Source organism: Desulfoluna butyratoxydans (assembly GCF_900699765.1).
Classification (GTDB): Bacteria; Desulfobacterota; Desulfobacteria; order Desulfobacterales; family Desulfolunaceae; genus Desulfoluna; species Desulfoluna butyratoxydans.
In genome coordinates, this window is the sequence record NZ_CAADHO010000012.1 from 96,769 (window position 1) to 113,269 (window position 16,501).

Sequence of the window (16,501 nt, forward strand, 5' to 3'; positions counted from 1 at the left end):
AAACCGGAAGATGACCGCTGGCTGGGGGGAGTAGCGTGAGGACATATCCAGGGCCCTGGAGAGGGTGTTGCTGTTTGTTGCGGGGGCTCAATGCGGTGGTGATGGCCATTGCAGCCGTGTATCTGTGGGGGGGCTGGCAGGTGCCATCTGTCTGTGCCGCCGATTCGGTGCGCGGTGCCGGAAATGTGTTGTTTTTAAGCTCCTATCACCCCAGTTATCCCACTTTTTTCAGGCAGGTGGAGGGAATCCGCTCTGTCTTTTCTCCCCGGTCCATCCATTTTGATATCGAGTGCATCGACACAAAACGATTCGACCCCCCGGAAATCAAAGCCCATTTTCACGACCTTCTCACCTTCAAGCTCTCGCGCCTTCCGGCCTACGACCTCATTCTGGTGGGGGACGACAACGCCCTTCACTACGTACTGGACCACCAGGGTGATCTGTTTAAGAACATTCCCATGGTTTTTTTCGGGGTGAACAACCGGCGGCTTGCCCTCGAACAGAACGAGAACCCCCTGGTCACCGGTGTGGTGGAGTCGGTTGCCCTCTCCGAGACCCTCACCCTCATGGCTCGGCTGCAGCCGGACGTCCGGCGTATCGTGGCCATCGCGGACAACACCGTAAGCGTCAAGGGCGTGCTGGATCATTTCCATGCCGCGGCCCGGGAGTTCAAGTCCGTTCAGTTCTCCATGCTCTCCCTTGAAAACCTGAGCTTTGAAGAGCTGGCAGAGGTGCTGAAGACCTTTGACAGCCGGGATGCGGTGCTGCTGCTGTCTGCCTTTGTGGACCGCACCGGGCGTCGCATCGACTTCGACCATGCCCTGTCTCTGGTTACGGAAAACCTTGCGTCCCCCCTGTATCACCTCTGGTACCACGGCATGGGGCAAGGGGTCATCGGCGGCAAGCTCATCAGCCATTTTGACCAGGGAAAACGGGCCGCGGAGATGGCCCTGGAAATCCTGTCGGGAACCCCGGCCTTTGAGGTGCCCGTGGAGGCGGACAGCCCCCACCGCTTTGTTGTGGACCCGGAGGCCATGGAAGCAAGGGGCATGTCCCTTTCCCTGATCCCCAACGGCGTGGACCGTTATCGCAGTGCTGAGACGTGGGAAGGCACCTACGGGCTCTACACCCGCGTTGCCCTGGGGGGCATCGGCGTGTTTTCTTTCCTCGCCTGCGTTTTGGCCGTCATTGCCTTTCATCGGCGACGCGCCGATGAGCAGGTGGCCAAAAGCGAGCTGCGGTTCCGCCGGTTGACCCGGCACATGGAAGAAGTGTTCTGCGTGGGCTCCATGGCCACGAGGGAGATCCAGGAGATCAGCCCCGCTGTGGAGAACATCCTGGGGCTGTCCCCGTCAAGGGTGCGCCGCAACCCCACCCTGATCCGGGAGGCCATCCATGAGGAGGACCGGGAGTCGTTTTTTGCGTATCTGGTTCGCCTGCAGTCCGGCCAGGAGGGGATGGAGTCCATTGAGTTTCGCATGCGGGATGTCAAGGGGCGGCTGCGGTGGCTCCGTTTCAGGGGGTTCAGCATCGAAGAGACCGGTGACGGGGATTCCAAGATCGCAGGCATGGCCTCGGACATCACCGACGCAAAGCAGGAGGATACCGCCATGAAGGCCCTGGTGGAGACCCTCGCCGGGCGGGTGGAACAGGATTTTTTCGACGGGGCGGTACGACAGCTTTGCGCCTTCCTGGGATGCGACACGGCCATAATCGGAGAGATCCGTGAAGACAAGATGGTCCAGACCCTGGCCATGGTTCAAGACGGGTACATGAAGGACTCCATGACCTATCAGCTCATGGGGACCCCCTGTTTCGAGTCCATGAACGAAGGGGTCTGCATCTATCCCGAAGGGGTGCGGGATCGGTTTCCCTCCAACTCCATGCTTCGGCAGCTTGAGGCCGAAGGGTATCTGGGGTTTCCGTTGCGAAGTCACAACGGAAAGATCATCGGGGTGATGTGTGCCATGTCGAGGACCCGTTTTTCCATCCCCAAACGGACCCAGGAGGTGGTGGCCATCCTCGCCAAGGGTATTGCCAACGAGATGGAACGCCTGGAGAACGAAAAAGAGAAAAAATCCATGGAGATCAGCCTGATCCGTTCCCAGAAAATGGAGGCCATCGGCACCCTGGCAGGGGGCATTGCCCATGATTTCAACAATATTCTTTTTCCCATCATGGGGTATGTGCAGATGATGCAGGAGGAGATCTCCGCGTCGAGTCCCCACGGCCGATACCTGAACAAGATCCACGCAAGCTCGCTGCGAGCCAAAAAACTGGTGAACCAGATCCTTGCCTTCAGTCGCAAGGGGGACCAGGTTTTTGAACCCGTCATGATTCCAGAGGTCCTCACCGAGGTGATGGAGCTGGTGCGGGCCAGCCTGCCGGCAACCATCGACCTGCGGGTGCATGTCACCGGAGAGATCCTTCCGGTGATGGGGGACGCCACCCAGATCCACCAGGTGGTGATGAACCTCGTGACCAATGCCTACCACGCCATGGAGGGAAGGGGCGGCTGCATCTGGGTGACTCTGGCTCCGGGGGGCAAGCCCGGTGGCGGCGGGGCCTCCGGTGTTACCCTCACCGTTCGCGACACCGGAGGGGGCATCGAACCTGCCGTTTTGGACTGTATCTTCGATCCGTATTTCACAACCAAGCCCAAAGAGAAGGGCACTGGTCTCGGCCTGGCCGTGGTCCACGGGATCGTGGAGAACCACGGGGGGGAGATCGACGTGGAGAGCACCCTCGGGGTGGGCACGACCTTTATCGTTCGTCTTCCCTGCATGGAGTCGGCCTGTGTGGAAGAGGACGTCTCGGACGTCTCCCCCGCCCCCGAAGGCCATGAGCACATTCTGGTGGTGGACGACGAGGAGGAGGTGTGCATGGTGGAGCGGATGATGCTTGAGAGGCTGGGTTATCGGGTCTCGGTGGCGTCAAGCGGTCTGGATGCCCTGGACCTTGTTGCCGCCGATCCGGATTCGGTGCAGCTCATACTGACGGACATGACCATGCCCCAGATGACGGGCCTTCAACTTGTGGCCCGGGTACGTGAGATGGGGTGTCTCATGCCGGTGCTTCTCTGCACGGGGCTTAAAGATGCGGCCCAGGAACGGGCCTCCAAGGGGCTTGGGGTGCTTGGTATCGTGAAAAAGCCGGTGAGCATGGGTGAGCTTGCGGACCAGGTGCGACAGGCCCTGGATACGGTGCGGGTCTGAAAAGGGGCTTGCCGGGCACCCCGCGGGCATGTGCCGCGGGATGCCGGTTTTCCTTATTGACGCCATGGCTTAGATGCTTGCAAACACCTCTCGAAGGGCGTCGGCCACCTGGATGTAGCTGACGTCGGCGTCGGGATAGATGGTGTCGAAGTGAGCCTGGAGCTCAGAGGCCAGGGGCTCCCTGAGTGCAGGATCGACCTGGGCGATCTCGGCAAGGGCGCTAAGGGACTCGCCCCCACCTGATGCGATGTCCATGGCAAGGTTGTCCATGTTGCCCGCCACAAAGGTGTTGATGCGCTGGTCGATGGCGAATTTCGTGGGCTCGCCGCACTCCAGGGTGCCGGATGACATGCCAAAGGTCTGGTTGCCGCAAAGCCCGTTGAGGAAGGTGCCCAGGAGGTTCCATCCCAGTCCTTCTTTTTCTCCTATTGCTACCCTTCCCAAACCACATCCGCAATCTTCGGATACCGTTTTACCATACGTGGTACCGACCAACATAAACAGAATACCCAACGTGATAATACACTTTTTCATGGTTCTCTCCTGAAATGAAATGGTAGGTGATCGTGCCGCAAGTAAAATGCGTTTACAGCGATTTGCGGCAAGGGGGGAGTAAAGCTACGACGACAATATATGTAAAAAAAAAGATTTATTCAAGTGCTGGCTTTCCTTCTGCGAGATTTCGCAGTGTCGCGGCCAGCTTTTCCCTGTAGATCTCTCGCCATGTCATGAGGGCATCTGTGTGGACGCCACCTTTGACAGTCCACATGGTCTTGGGGGAAGCGGCGGCGTCGTAGAGGCGGCGTCCGTGGTCATAGGGAATCACGCGGTCCTTGGTGCCGTGGATGATGAGTACCGGGGTGGGGGAGAGGCGTTCAATGACCGGTCCGGGGCTGTGTCCGTTGGTGGCCATGACAAAAGAGAGGGGCCATTTCAGCCACTTCAGAACAGGAATGAGCCCGATTTTATCTCGCGCGATGGACCGGTAGGAAAAAAACGCACTGTCCACCACCACGCCCTTCAGGGGCACATCCGGTGTTGCCGCCGCCGCGGCCACGGCATTGGCACCGCCCAGGCTCTGGCCAAAGGCGATGAGGCGGGACGGGTCCACATCAGGGCGTGAGGCCGCGTATTTAAGGGCTGCCACAGAATCCTCAAACACACCCCGCCTGCCGGGTTTGCCCTCGGAGTCCCCGTACCCCCTGTAATCAAAAAGGAGGAGGTTGAACCCAGCTTCAGGGAGCCATTCGACGAATCCGTAATGGTTGGAGATATTGGCCGCGTTACCGTGGAAGTGGATGACCGTGCCGAAAGGGACTGCCTGGGACGAGGCGATGAACCAGCCCGTGAGGCGGGTGCCGTCGATGCTTTCAAAGGAGACCTCCTCGTAAGGGCGGTCCGGGGTCTGGTAGAGCCGATTGTCCGGGTGATAAAAGAGCCCGTTGGCGCAGCCGGTGATAAATAAAAGGAGCAGGACGATGAATGGGGTGTGACGTTTCATGGCAGATTCCAGTCTTGTGATGGTTGCTGGGCAGGCAGGGACGTTATAGCACATGTCGCGGATTTGTGTTGACTGTTTTACATGTGTAGTATTGATTTTTCATGTATGATGTGGGACCGTTGGTGGCGTCGCGCCGCAACGCCGCTACGGGACGGGGCGGTGCATTTCTGAAAAAAACAAGGAGGCAGTCCCATGGACAAGGATGCATACATCATCATCGCAGAGAGGATGAACCGGAATCCCATGAGGGTTCCCCGGGTCGAGGGCGAGTTCACCCCTTCGTTTATTGAATACCTTAAGCTTGTGTATACCCCGGAAGAGGCGGAGGTGGTCCGGCACCTGGATGTGCTTCCCGCCTTTGTTACCTTTGAGCAGGTGGCCGAAGCCACCGGCCTTTCCGTGGAAGAGGTGGGGCGCCGCATTGAATCGGCTCATCACAAGAACGCCCTGGTGGGCATGGGGACCATGTTCTGCCTTCCGCCCATTCCCGTTCTCTTGAACCTCCACCATTTTTACAGCGACTTAAGGGAAGACGACCTTGAGGCCATCACCCTTTATCGTGATTTTTTCATCGACAAGGGCTACGGCCGCTACTACGAAACCAGTGAAGCGGGGAGTCCCGTGTTCAGGACCATCCCCGTGGAAGAGGCCATCCGGTGCGGGGAAAAGGTCATGACCTCGGAGGAGGCCCACAGTTTTGTTGAGAGCCTGTCCACCGAGGATTTTGTCATGGTGCCCTGTCCCTGCCGGACCCGGGCGGAAAAGGCCGGAGACCGCGAGTGTCGGGACAAATTTCCCATCGGCAGCTGCATCATGATCGGCTTTACCGCCCTTCACTTCGAGAGCATCGGCCTTGGAAAGCGCGTGACCCGGGAGCAGGCCCTCTCTTATATGGACGAGATGATCCGTTTGGGGCTGGTGCCCAACACCGAGAACGTGGAAAAAGAGAGCTCCACCATCTGCCTCTGCTGCGAGTGCTGCTGCTCCCAGGTGAGGGGGCGGACCCGCTGGGACAACCCCGAGTCCATCTCTCCTTCCAACTTTGTGCCCAGGGCAAACGATGACTGCGTCATGTGCGGCCAGTGCCTTGAGCGCTGCTTTTTCGGGGCCCTCTCCCTGGACGAGGAGGCCGGAAAAGCCGTGGCCGATCCCACGGCGTGCATCGGCTGCGGCGTCTGCACCTTTGCCTGCGAGGCCGGGGCCCTCAAGCTGGAACGCTTTGAACGCTCCACCCCCTTTGCTTCCACCGGCAAGATGCTCAAAGCCTTTCAGGCAGAAAACACACCTTAATGGGACGTGTCTCCGACGGGCAGGGGATACATCCCCTGCACCCCAGGGTCGCGAATGCTCCCGACCTTCGTTCCTCAGGTCCATCGCATTCGCTGACGGGCTTCGCCCGTGGTGAACGGCAAGGCGTATTCATTTGCTGTCATGGGGGCAACATGTTTACGGGATAGGGAAAGATGCCTCCGGCGGCCCTGCCGGGGGCCAAACTTTCAAAAAGTTTGACAAACAGGTCTTGCGGACACCTCGGAACGGCCGAACGTTATCGGCAAACCGATTGTTTTTAGCGTATTAGGCCTGCAACCGGAACGTTTTTGCGGAGCTTTTTTCAAAAAGCGACCCGCCGGAGGCGTTTTTTAAGAGCTGAATAATCACTTTTTATCTGTGTTCTCACCTGTTGTCGAACCGGCCCTTCTCCCTTCGAAATCGTTTCTTATTCTCTTTCCAGCTCTCTTTGTCTTTTTTGCCGTTCTTCTGCTTGTTAGGAGTGGCCGACAGGTCGTCGGGGTCGGGGAAGACGCTGCCCGGGGCGGGCTGCACCTGGGGTTTGGGCTTCTTTTTGGCAGTTTGTTTTTTGGGCTCGTCGGCCTTGGGAAGGCCCGGGCCGGAGAGGGCTTTGGCCGGGAGTTCGTGGGCCAGGTAGAGGTGGTCGGCGGCCTTTTGAAAGACAATGCCGTCGTCTTCGGCCATGGGCACATGGACGGTGAGAATGACCGGGTCCGGATCGATGCGCTTTCCAAGGCGTCTGGCAAAGCCCTTGTCTGTTGCCAGGCGGATAAGGGAATCGTCCGTGGGAGCCATGCCCCGTGCGTGGACCCTGGGCCAGGCCCTGCGGCGGATGACGGCGTAGAGCTCTCCGGGGACGTCGGCCTCGTAGCGGGGCAGGGCCAGGCGGCTCCGGTCTGCGGCGCGGATTTTCTTCTCCATTACCTCCACAGGACAAGGGGTGACGGTGAGGCACACCTCTTTGATGTGACCCTCCCGGATGTGTCGCCATCCCTCTTCTTCGGTGACGGCCTTGAGGAGTTCCTTGATTTTAACGTACCCGTCCTCATCGGGGACGAGGCCGAACTCATACGGGTCCACCCCCAGGGTGTAGGTGAGCATTTTTGCGAAGGCTTTGGCTGCTTTGATCTGGCTCATGATGTCACGTTCCTGGTGTATCCTTGCCGGTCCCACCACGATTTGAAAATGGCTGTTGCATTTTAAGCCGTTGATGGTAAGTCAAGAGAGTCTATTTTTAAGCACGAGCCGGGCTTTCTTTGACCCGTGGCTCTAACCCCATAGTTGGTTTCCATGATGGCCCTTTGAAAAAGTCAGGGCACTGATTTTTGCCATCGCATCATAACACAAGGAGCTTTGAACGCGTATGGATACAACATCAAAAGCGCTTTTTGACCGGGCACAGACTGTGATCCCCGGTGGTGTGAACAGCCCGGTAAGGGCCTGCAAGTCCGTTGGACGGGACCCCCTTTTTATTGAACGCGCCAAGGGCGCCCGGGTGTATGATGCCGACGGCAACGGATATCTGGATTACGTGGGGTCTTGGGGGCCCATGATCCTGGGCCATGCCCCGGAGCGGGTGAACGCCGTCTTAAGAGACGCCATTGAAAAAGGAACCAGCTTCGGCGCTCCCACCGAGATGGAGATCGAGCTGGCCGAGCTGGTCATCGACACCGTGGCTTCCGTGGACGTGGTGCGCATGGTGAACTCCGGCACCGAGGCCACCATGAGCGCCATCCGCCTTGCCCGCGGTTTCACCGGCCGGGACGTGGTCATCAAGTTCGACGGCTGCTACCACGGTCACGCCGACTCCTTTCTCGTGGCCGCCGGTTCCGGCGTGGCCACCTACAACATCGCGGGTAGCCCCGGCGTGCCCGAAGACACCATCAAGCACACCCTCTCCATCCCCTACAACGACATCGACAAGGTGCGTGAGGTCATGGCCTCCATGGGAGACAAGGTGGCCTGTATCATCGTGGAGCCCATTGCGGGCAACATGGGCTTTATCAAGCCCCAGAACGATTTTCTCAAAGTGCTCAGGGAAGAGACCGAAAAACATGGAGCCCTGCTCATCGTGGACGAAGTCATGACAGGCTTTCGCGTGGCCCTGGGCGGTGCCCAGTCCCTGTACGGCATCACCCCGGATTTGACCACCATGGGCAAGATCATTGGTGGGGGCCTCCCCGTGGGCGCCTACGGTGGCCGGGCCGACATCATGGCCCACATCGCCCCCAGCGGTCCCGTCTACCAGGCAGGGACCCTGTCCGGCAACCCTCTGGCCATGGCCGCGGGCATTGAGACCCTGAAGGCCATTCGGGAGCCCGGCTTCTACGAAGCCCTCTCCGCAAAAACCACCCGTCTGGTGGACGGCCTGAAAGGTGCCGCCGCCAAAGCGAGCGTCCCCTGCACCGCCGACACCGCGGGCTCCATGTTCGGCCTCTACTTCACCGCCGGACCCGTGGCTAACTTCGAGGACGCCAAGACCTCGGATCTCGATCTCTTCAGCGCCTATTACAAGCGCATGCTCGAAGAGGGCATCTACCTTGCGCCCTCCCAGTTCGAAGCCGCCTTTGTCTCGGCAGCCCACACCGACGAGGACATCGACGCCACCATCGCCGCCGCCACCAAAGTGCTGGCCGAACTGGCCGGTTAAGCAGGATCAGACCCAAAAGCATGTCTCCGGCGGGCAGGGGCTACAGCCCCTGCACCCCAGGTTCGCAAATGCTCCGGGGCTTCGCCCCTTCACATTTGCTGACGGGCTTCGCCCGTGGGTGAAATGATGGAAAATCAACTTTCGAGGTGTTTACGCGATAGTGGTTTCCCACCCTCGCCGCCGGAGGCTTGCTCTTTTCCCCTCGTTCACCATAAGAAAGCTTGAATTATCAGCACAAACGTATCCGGACGAAGCCCGGTGCATTCGTGACCCTGGAGATATGATGCAGAAGACACCCCCACATCACCTGAAATCCTCGTTGAACACAATCCCGGAAGGGGTGAAGCGCGTGCATCTCATTGCCGTGTGCGGCACGGGCATGGGGGCTTTGGCCCTGATGCTCAAGGAGATGGGCCTTGAGGTGACCGGTTCCGATGACGGGATCTACCCGCCCATGAGCGATCTGCTTGCTCAAAACGGGATTACCCTTCTTCAAGGGTACAAGGCCGAGCATTTAGGGGACGCCGACCTTGTGGTGGTGGGCAACGCCATCCGCAAGGACAATCCCGAGGCTCTGGCCTTGGGTGAGCGTGGTCTGCCTTACTGCTCGTTTCCCGAGGCCGTGGCAGGTTTCTTTGGCCGTGGCAAGCGCACGGTGGTGGTGGCAGGAACCCACGGAAAGACCACCACATCGTCCATGATGGCCTGGGTGCTGGAGCATGCGGGCAAGGATCCCAGCTTTATGATCGGGGGGGTGCTGCAGAATTTTTCCCGCAACTGCAAGGTGGGCAACGGCGAGTTTCTGGTGGTGGAAGGGGATGAGTACGACACCGCGTTTTTTGACAAGGGGCCCAAGTTCCTGCACTACGACCCCGAGGTGACGATCCTTACCAGCGTGGAGTTTGATCACGCCGATATCTATGAGGACCTTGCCGATGTCATGGGTTCTTTTCGAAAATTCATGGGTCGGCATCGTCCCGGAGCCGCTGTGGTGGCCGGGCCCGGCGCGAACGTGGCCGAGGTGACGGCCGACGCCCCTTGCGAGGTTTTTTCCTACGGGCTCAACGGGGAACCCCTCTGGCGTTCCGAAGTTTTGACAGCCACAGCTCCGGCCACCTGTTTCCGCGTCTTTTACAATGGAGATCTTTACGGGGAGTACACCCTGCCCATGCCCGGGGGCCACAACGTGGAAAACGCCGTGGCCGTTATCGCGGCCTGTCATCGTCTTGGGCTGGACAGGCGCGAGGTGGCCGACGCCCTTGCTTCCTTTAAGGGGGTCCGGCGGCGCCAGGAGATCCGGGGGGACGTGGGCGGCATCCTGGTGATGGACGATTTTGCCCACCACCCCACGGCTGTTGCCAGCACCTTGGGGGCGGTGCGCTCTTTTTACCCGGACCGGCGACTCGTGGCCATCTTTGAGCCCCGCACCAACTCCAGCATGCGCAATGTATTCCAGGATGCCTATGCCAAGGCTTTCGACGCGGCGGACCTTGTGTGTGTGCGTACCCCGCCCCATCCGGAGAAGGTTCCCCATGGGGAGCGGTTCTCCTCCGATACTCTGGTGAGTGCCCTTTCGGCCTCGGGCAAAGACGCACACCGTTTTCCAGATGCCGGGGCCATCGTTGATTTTTGCAGGGCCAACGCCCGGCAAGGGGATCTTCTCATGGTGATGTCCAACGGGGGCTTTGAGGGGATCCACGGCCGTCTGCTGTCCATGCTGGAGGCCCGTCAGGCAGAGGGGGAAAAGGCTGGCGGGGACGCATGATCCCGGGGTCTTAGCCCTTGCACCCCAGAGAGGTATCGTATTACTATTTGGTTTATTATCCGGTGACGGCCTCATGAGCCTGAACGCCGCTTTGCGTTTTTTCCACATACATGTATGGACGACGGAGCCCACCCTTATGTTGAAGACCCTCCGCTCATGGGGCAAGTTGATCAGCCGCTTATTTTACCGGCGCAATCGCGACGACATGATCATGGGAGAGGTGTTGACCACCCGTGACGTGATTACGCCCGCCGAGCTGGAGACCGCCCTGGACGTGCAGAGAGACCGGCTGTTTCAGCAAGGGGTGGCCGTTCCCCTGGGAAAGGTCATCGTGGAGCTCTCCTACGCCACGGAAGAGGAGATCGTCTCTGCGGTCAACGAGCACTACCGCATCCATGTCACCTCCCTGTCCGACAACATCCGCGGCCTGATTCGCCGCATCGGGGATTCCCTCACCGAGGACGTCCCGGCTCCGAGGGTGCCCATCTGGCTCCAGCTCTCGGTGACCATGACCGTGGTGATGCTCCTGACCGTGGGGCTTTTAAGCTACGTGATCCTGGAGCGCCAGAAGGAAAAGCTCTACAACCACGCGGTGAAGCTGGGCATGGTGAGCCTCGGCTACTTTGCCAGCAACGCCAAAATCCCCCTCCTTGAAGACAACATCCTTTCCCTCAACGCCCTGATCCAGAACGCCGAAGGGGTGGACGGCCATCTGTATGCCCTCATCGTGGACAACAACGAGGTGATCAAGGCCCATACCGATCCGTCACAGATCGGCAACACCATGGTGCGCTACCCGCCCACCGGCCCGGTGGGCTCCCGGGGCGAGGTGACCTATTTTACCCACGACGCCGAAGGGGCGGGGCAGGTTTTGAACATGAGTGCCCCCATCGTGTTCAAGGAAAAGCGCCTCGGCGAGGTACACGTGGGGCTCTCCATTGATTTCATCGATCAGCTTTTCCTGGACGAGCGGGCCTTTCTTGTCATCAGTACCATGATCATCTGTCTTATCGGCCTGGTGGTGGCGGTGCTCTTCGGCCGTCGTTTTTCCAAGCCCATCTCCGGCCTTGTGACGGCCACCCAGGAGTTTGCCAAGGGCAACTACAGCCACCGGGTGGACAGCCGTCGCAACGATGAACTCGGCCGTCTGGCCACGGCCTTCAACCGCATGGGCAAGGAACTTTTCAAGCAGACCATGATGCGGGAGTCCTTCGGCAAGTACGTGGGGGCCGACGTGCTGGAGCTGATCATGAGGAACCCGGAGACCACCTGGCTCAAGGGGTGTAAGAATCAGGCCACGGTTCTTTTTGCCGATATCCGGGGGTTCACCGCCTACACCGAGACCCGGGCCCCGGAGGTGCTGGTGGAGGAACTCAACAGCTACTTTGAGATCGCCACCTCCATTATCCTCAAGCATGGCGGGTATGTGGACAAGTTCATCGGTGACGCGGTGCTGGCCGTGTTCGGCGTACCCGTCAATTACGAAAACCATTCGGAACGGTGCGTCCGGGCTGCCGTTGAGATGCAGCAGGCGTTTCGGCAGGCCGGTGAATCGGGACAGAATCCCCTTCTCTCCCGGGTGGGGATCAGCATCAAAAGCGGGGTGGTGGTGGCGGGCAGCATCGGCTCCCAGGCCAAGATGGAGTACACGGTCATCGGGGACACGGTCAATGTTGCCGCGTACATCAACGCCCTGGCCGAGGGCGGTGAGATTGTGGTGGGAAGCAGCGTCATGGAGAGGCACAGGGACATGCTGGAGGTGGAGTCCCTGGTGCCCCAGAAGGTCAAGGGGCGCTCCGGGCTGGTGGAGGTGTACCGGGTGACGGGGATACGCGATTATGGAGAATAAATTCGAACGACGGTTGTGGGGTTTGGTGCTGGCGCTTTTCTTTTTGGGGAGTGCCTGCACGGCGCGTCCCTGGCATCACGATGCCGGGGAATATGTGGTGGTGCAGCCCGGGCCCGGAGAGAGCCTCGAAAAAGTAGCTGCTGATTTCGGCGGGGGGGCGGCCGGCCTTCCGGCTGTCGAGGCCCTCAACCCGCCGGGGCTGACGCCCGCCAACACCCCTTTGCTTGTTCCCACAACCCCTGCCTATGATTTGGGCATCCGGTCGGATGGGTACCAGACGGTACCGGTTCTGACCTATCGCTGGCTTGATGGGGAGCACTCCGAATCCGTGGAAAAACGTCTGCAGAGCGACCTGCTTCAGTTGAAGTCCATGGGGGCCTCCCTTTTGACGCCGGAGGCCTTTCTCGGGTTTATCCGCATGGAGCGGTCGGTTTCCAGGGGAGCGGTGCTCCTTGCCTTTGAGGTGACCCATGCCGAAGGGTTCAGGGACTTCCTGTCAGAGGCTGAACACACGGAACTCCCCGGGCTCCTTTTTCTGGATCCGTCCCAGGTGGGGGAGGCTGGCCAGCTGACGTGGGAGGAGGTGGTTCAGCTTGCGCAAGGCGGGCTCGAACCCGCCCTGCTTCCGGCAGAGGCCAGGGGGCTCTCGGCTCCTGCCCCCAAAGAGAGCCTGGTGGGGTACACCCGCCGTGTCAAAGAGGCCGTCACCTCCTCCCATAAACGGCTGGTGAGTCATACGGGGCAGCCCGTGCGGTTTGCCGCGTATCCGGACGGCACCGGCAACAGCGTACTGGCCTCGGTGATGGTCTCTTTGGGGACCAAAGGGATCTTTGTCTTTGGAGAGGGAGGCAATCCTTTTTTTTGCGACAACCTGAGCATCGTGCGAATGGATGCGGGGGCGCGCGGGGCCGAAGAGCCCCTGGACCGCTACCTTGATACCTTCAGGAAGGCGAGGTTGGCATGGTGAGGCAGTATCGTTTTATCATGGTGGCGGTCTGTCTGCTGATTCTTGGGGGCTGCGGGGTTCCCTTGGTCCCCCGCAGCGAGGTGCCCTTTCCCGATGCCTTAGAGGAACGCGCCCTGGCCCTGGAGGCCCGGGGGGATATCGTGGGGGCCATTCGCTACTGGGAGGCGTCGGCGGCGGTGTCCCGCAAGAAGCTTGCCTCCCTTCACGCGCTTCGCCGCGAGCATATCCAGGGAGAGCTCGCTGCCGCGGACACAGCCCTGGGCCGGGGCGATACGGATGAGGGGATCCGGCACCTCCTCATGGTCTTGCGCATGGACCCGGGCCATGGAGGGGCCAAGGAACGCCTTCGGGGGACCCTGGCCAGGCACCTGGTGATTCCCTGCACCGTGCGGAAAGGGGAATCGGCTGCGGACATGGCCGTTCGGGTGTATAAGAATGTCCGGCTGGCACCCCTGGTGGAGGCCCTTTACGGCGATGGTCTGGCGGCAGGGGACGTGCTTCGGTTGCCCGAAGTGGAGGCCTCCCTGGTAGCCGCCCAGTTCAGCTACGGCCGTTCCATTGCAAAGGCGCGCAGGGATTACAGGAACGAGGCCTGGGGCCCCCTGCTTGCCGTGTCCGAAGAGATCCTCAGCTATGCACCCGGGGACGAGGAAGCCCTGTATTTGAAAAACACCGCGGCCCATAACCTGGCTGAAGCGCTGTTTCACCAAGGGGAATACGGGGAGGCTTTGGCCATGTATCGCCGGGTGGATGCCTATTTCAGGAACGAAACCACCCGCATCGAAGAGATTCTTGCCATCCAGGCCCGGCAACGGGATGAGGAGAAGGTGCGCACGAACACCCAGCGCCTCACCGAAGCTGCCCGGTTGTATAAAACAGGGGCCTTTGTGACGTGCCGGGATGTGCTGGGGGGCGTGGATTCCGGTTTTCCCGGAAAAGAGGAGCTGGCAGCGCAGTTAACCCGGACGTTGAAAGCCCGGGCGGAGAGCCATTATCGAAAGGGGGTCCGTCTGTTTCTTCAGGAAAATCTTACCGGTGCCATTGCCGAGTGGCGAAAGAGCCTTATCTTGAATCCGGACCACGCCAAGGCCGGAGAAGGTGTAGAAAATGCCGGGCGCCTCCTTGAAAAAGTGGAGGGCATCCAGCCGGGCAAGGGGAGGCACATACCATGACAGTGGATCTGGTCACCATGGAGTCCCATGGAGCCGCGCGCAACGAAGTGAGAGACCTGTTCCGGCTGATGTGGCCCGGAGGCAACGAGGCTTTGCTGGACGAGGCCTGGGAAGACGTGGAGCGCCTTTATCGGGGAGAGTGGCCGGGGTATTATCCCTGTGACACCCCGTATCACAATCTGACCCATGTGGTCACCGTGACCCTGGCCATGGCTCGCCTTCTTCACGGGGCGGCGCTCGACGGCCACCGGGTGACCGCGGATGAGGGGCTTCTCTGTCTGGTGGCGGCCCTTTTTCATGACGCGGGGCTGATCCGGGGTGTGGATGATCCCGAAACCACGGGGGCGGAACTCACCAGGAGGCATGTGCCGCGCGGCATGGAGATGCTCGGGGGGTATCTCGTCGGCCATGGATGGGACCGGGCTTCCTGTGGCTTTGCACGGTCTCTTCTTGCATGCACCGAGCTTGAGGCCGACATATGCTCCATACGGTTTGATTCCGGGGAGCGCCGGTACATGGGGGCGATGCTGAAGGCGGCGGATCTGGGCGGGCAAATGGCTGATCGGCGGTATGCCGAAAAAATTCTGCTTCTGGCCCAGGAGCTTCGCGAGGCCGATAAAGAGGCCTTTTTCGGTGAACGGGATCTTGTGATGAACACCCCGGCTTTTTGCCGGAAAGCCTTAGGGGAGATGGTGGACGATGACGGCAAGGGCGTGCTGGATCATTTCCGAACCCATTTCAGGGCCTATCGCGGGATGGACCGTAATGTCTATACCGATCAGATTTCAGAGCAGATTTCTCTTCTGGAAGAGGTGGTTGCAAGGGGAGGCGACGCCTACCGGGCTCACCTTCGAAGCGGGGTTGTGAAAATGGGTTGTCCCCCTCGCAATTTCGATGCTATATATCCAAAACAGTAACCAGATCGTCTTATATACTCACGAATGATACCGCACCTGACCCGGCGGAGACGCTGCGGGCAGAGCGTCCGATCCCCATATCACAGACAAACCGATCGGTGCAAAGGAGACAGGTACCCTATGGAAGGACTGGCTTGGGATGATTCCTGCAGGATACAGATTCCATTGATCGACGAGCGCAATCAGCGCCTTATGGAAATAGCGATGAAGCTCCAGGAGCTCACCGCTGTGAAACGGAAAAAGGAAGAGGATTTTGAGAATATCGGCGAAGCCCTTGCCGATATCATGGAGTTTGCCAGGATGCACTTCAATGAAGAGGAGCGTATTCTGGTGGGAAAACAGTACCCCGAACTGAACCAGCACAAGCGTGAGCACAAGCGGTTCATTAAAAAGATCATGGGGTTCCGCCGCCTCTTTTCTGAAGATCCCGCCAAGGTATCCGAGGACGCGCTGGCCTATGTGATCTCGTGGCTTCCCGCGCATATCAAGGAGGAGGACGCACGTTACGCGCCCTTTATCCGCGTCCAGAACTACCTGGCGGAGTGCCAGGCCATGGGGCGCCGCGGACGCAGCTGATCCGGGGACGATTCCGCACAGACACGCGATATAAAAAAAGGGGATCAGGCCACATGCGCCTGGTCCCCTTTTTGTGTTCCGGGTCGGTGAATTATCCGGGTTACGCGTCCTCGTCCGATGCTTCGTCGGGCTTTACACCCAGAACCAGCTCGTTGAGGATTTCGGTGATAACGGGTGTCTCCTGTTCGATGGCGTAGAGGCGGTCCCTGTCAAAGATGGTCCCCGTGTCCGGCAATTCGAAGGTGAATTCGCTCTGCTGGCGGATGGCCTCAAAGAGGATGGACAGGGAGTAGCAGGAGAGGTTCTCGAAAAAGAGGCCTTCGTCCACCTGGTCTTCTTCCTCGTCGGGCGTATAATCTTTCTGGGCCTGGGTCAATTCGGTAACGGCGGAGAGGAGCATCATGGAGTTCTCGTCTCCGAAGGGCTCTTCGTCGGAGTCCTCCTCGAGAACGGCCATGGCGAGAAAGTTTTTTGCCGCGATAAACAGGCGCTCAAGCCATTCTTCTTCCAGGTTGTGGGGCAATACCGCTTCCGCTCCCCGTGAAATGACTTCGTCCATAAATCGGTTGATGCTCATGAAAATCTCCTGTAGGCAGGCT

13 protein-coding genes are annotated in these 16,501 nt (G+C 59.6%); 9 read left to right on the forward strand and 4 right to left on the reverse strand.

Annotated features, from left to right (window positions below):
* Positions 1–101 precede the first annotated feature (101 nt).
* A complete protein-coding gene (locus MSL71_RS23325; RefSeq protein WP_180145832.1) occupies positions 102–3,215 on the forward strand; it encodes an ABC transporter substrate binding protein in 3,114 nt (1,037 codons plus the stop codon).
* 69 nt (positions 3,216–3,284) lie between these two features.
* Here the strand turns inward: MSL71_RS23325 and MSL71_RS23330 are convergent, their stop codons facing one another.
* On the reverse strand, positions 3,285–3,749 hold the full coding sequence (locus tag MSL71_RS23330) for a DUF3015 family protein (RefSeq protein WP_180145835.1): 465 nt from the start codon (positions 3,747–3,749) through the stop codon (positions 3,285–3,287).
* Positions 3,750–3,864: 115 nt separating this feature from the next.
* Positions 3,865–4,716, reverse strand: a complete 852-nt coding sequence (locus tag MSL71_RS23335; RefSeq protein ID WP_180145838.1) for an alpha/beta hydrolase — start codon at positions 4,714–4,716, stop codon at positions 3,865–3,867.
* Between the two features lie 192 nt (positions 4,717–4,908).
* Here MSL71_RS23335 and MSL71_RS23340 point away from each other — a divergent pair, with 192 nt between their 5' ends.
* Positions 4,909–6,006: an ATP-binding protein gene (locus tag MSL71_RS23340; RefSeq protein ID WP_180145841.1), complete on the forward strand. Its 1,098-nt coding sequence runs from the start codon at positions 4,909–4,911 to the stop codon at positions 6,004–6,006.
* Positions 6,007–6,390: 384 nt separating this feature from the next.
* Here the strand turns inward: MSL71_RS23340 and MSL71_RS23345 are convergent, their stop codons facing one another.
* On the reverse strand, positions 6,391–7,143 hold the full coding sequence (locus MSL71_RS23345) for an RNA 2'-phosphotransferase (protein ID WP_180145844.1): 753 nt from the start codon (positions 7,141–7,143) through the stop codon (positions 6,391–6,393).
* A 226-nt stretch (positions 7,144–7,369) separates the two neighbouring features.
* Here MSL71_RS23345 and hemL point away from each other — a divergent pair, with 226 nt between their 5' ends.
* The 7 genes from hemL (at position 7,370) to MSL71_RS23380 (ending at position 15,902) form a co-directional block, all read left to right on the forward strand.
* Entirely contained in the window at positions 7,370–8,656 is a 1,287-nt protein-coding gene (gene hemL / locus MSL71_RS23350) for a glutamate-1-semialdehyde 2,1-aminomutase (protein ID WP_180145847.1), read from the forward strand.
* Positions 8,657–8,936: 280 nt separating this feature from the next.
* The gene (gene mpl / locus MSL71_RS23355) at positions 8,937–10,421 is read left to right on the forward strand and encodes a UDP-N-acetylmuramate:L-alanyl-gamma-D-glutamyl-meso-diaminopimelate ligase (RefSeq protein ID WP_281374547.1); all 1,485 of its coding nucleotides are present in this window, start codon (positions 8,937–8,939) and stop codon (positions 10,419–10,421) included.
* Positions 10,422–10,557: 136 nt separating this feature from the next.
* Positions 10,558–12,270, forward strand: coding sequence for an adenylate/guanylate cyclase domain-containing protein (locus tag MSL71_RS23360; protein WP_180145850.1), 1,713 nt, complete (start codon positions 10,558–10,560; stop codon positions 12,268–12,270).
* Positions 12,260–13,237, forward strand: a complete 978-nt coding sequence (locus tag MSL71_RS23365) for a polysaccharide deacetylase family protein (RefSeq protein WP_180145853.1) — start codon at positions 12,260–12,262, stop codon at positions 13,235–13,237. The genes MSL71_RS23360 and MSL71_RS23365 overlap by 11 nt, the downstream gene beginning before the upstream one ends.
* Positions 13,231–14,409, forward strand: a complete 1,179-nt coding sequence (locus tag MSL71_RS23370) for a hypothetical protein (RefSeq protein WP_180145856.1) — start codon at positions 13,231–13,233, stop codon at positions 14,407–14,409. Before MSL71_RS23365 ends, MSL71_RS23370 begins: the two co-directional genes overlap by 7 nt.
* Complete coding sequence (locus MSL71_RS23375) at positions 14,406–15,326, forward strand: HD domain-containing protein (protein WP_180145859.1); 921 nt, start codon at positions 14,406–14,408, stop codon at positions 15,324–15,326. Before MSL71_RS23370 ends, MSL71_RS23375 begins: the two co-directional genes overlap by 4 nt.
* A gap of 120 nt (positions 15,327–15,446) precedes the next feature.
* Positions 15,447–15,902 carry a bacteriohemerythrin gene (locus tag MSL71_RS23380; RefSeq protein ID WP_180145863.1) on the forward strand — a complete coding sequence of 152 codons (456 nt, stop codon included), beginning with the start codon at positions 15,447–15,449 and terminating at the stop codon, positions 15,900–15,902.
* 100 nt (positions 15,903–16,002) lie between these two features.
* On the opposite strand, the gene MSL71_RS23385 is transcribed toward MSL71_RS23380, so the two are convergent.
* Positions 16,003–16,479, reverse strand: coding sequence for a hypothetical protein (locus MSL71_RS23385; protein WP_180145866.1), 477 nt, complete (start codon positions 16,477–16,479; stop codon positions 16,003–16,005).
* Between the last annotated feature and the right edge of the window lie 22 nt (positions 16,480–16,501).